Origin of the sequence: Microbulbifer epialgicus (assembly GCF_041447265.1) — a bacterium.
Classification (GTDB): domain Bacteria; phylum Pseudomonadota; class Gammaproteobacteria; order Pseudomonadales; family Cellvibrionaceae; genus Microbulbifer; species Microbulbifer epialgicus.
This window is the reverse complement of record NZ_JBGMEK010000268.1, coordinates 1-702: the sequence shown is the minus strand read 5'-3', so window position 1 is coordinate 702 and position 702 is coordinate 1. Positions and strand designations below refer to the sequence as shown.

Here is a 702-nt window from a genome sequence, read left to right as displayed (position 1 = left end):
ACCGCATAGTCCGCATACTGTACCGATAGTGGCCCCAGCGGATTCTCACGCCCTTCATTAAAGGCGCTATACAGTGTATTGAACTCCTTGATTAGAATTCCCATTGACCAGCCATCTGAAGCAATATGGTGCATGTTAAACAGCACCACATGTTCTTCGGTTGCTAGCCTTAATAGTTGGAACCGGATCGGCAGTTCACGACTTAAGTCAAATACACGACCGGCATCTGATTTAGCCAGCGCTTTCACTTTTTCCTGTTGTAATGTGACTGGTAACTCGCTCAAATCCCTCGTTTCAATCGGCAGTTCAAATGTTGCCAGTATCTTTTGCTGTGCCTGTCCTTCTTCCGCCTGTAGGACAGTGCGCAGTACTTCGTGGCGTTCGATTATTTGGTCTACTGTCTGTTTGAATGCCTGCTCATTAAAAACTCCGGTGATTTTTAATGATCCCGGCATATTGTATTGCGCACTACCGCCTTCCAGCTGATCAATAAACCACAGACGCTGTTGTGCGTAAGAAAGCGGTAGCGGCTGACCTCTGTCGGCTCGCTTAATGGGTGGTAGTACTGCCTCTGTACTGTACTCTCCCAGGACACGCGCCAAACCCGCTACCGTGGGAAACTCAAATAATGTTGACAGTGGCAGCTCTACTTCAAATTCCTGTCTGATCTGACTGACCAGGCGGGTAGCCAGTAGTGAGTGT

General features: G+C 48.4%; 1 protein-coding gene. It reads right to left on the bottom strand.

Going from position 1 to position 702, the window contains the following annotated elements; genetic code table 11:
* On the bottom strand, positions 1-702 hold a 702-nt coding region (locus tag ACCI49_RS24930; protein ID WP_371841959.1), incomplete at both ends, for a condensation domain-containing protein.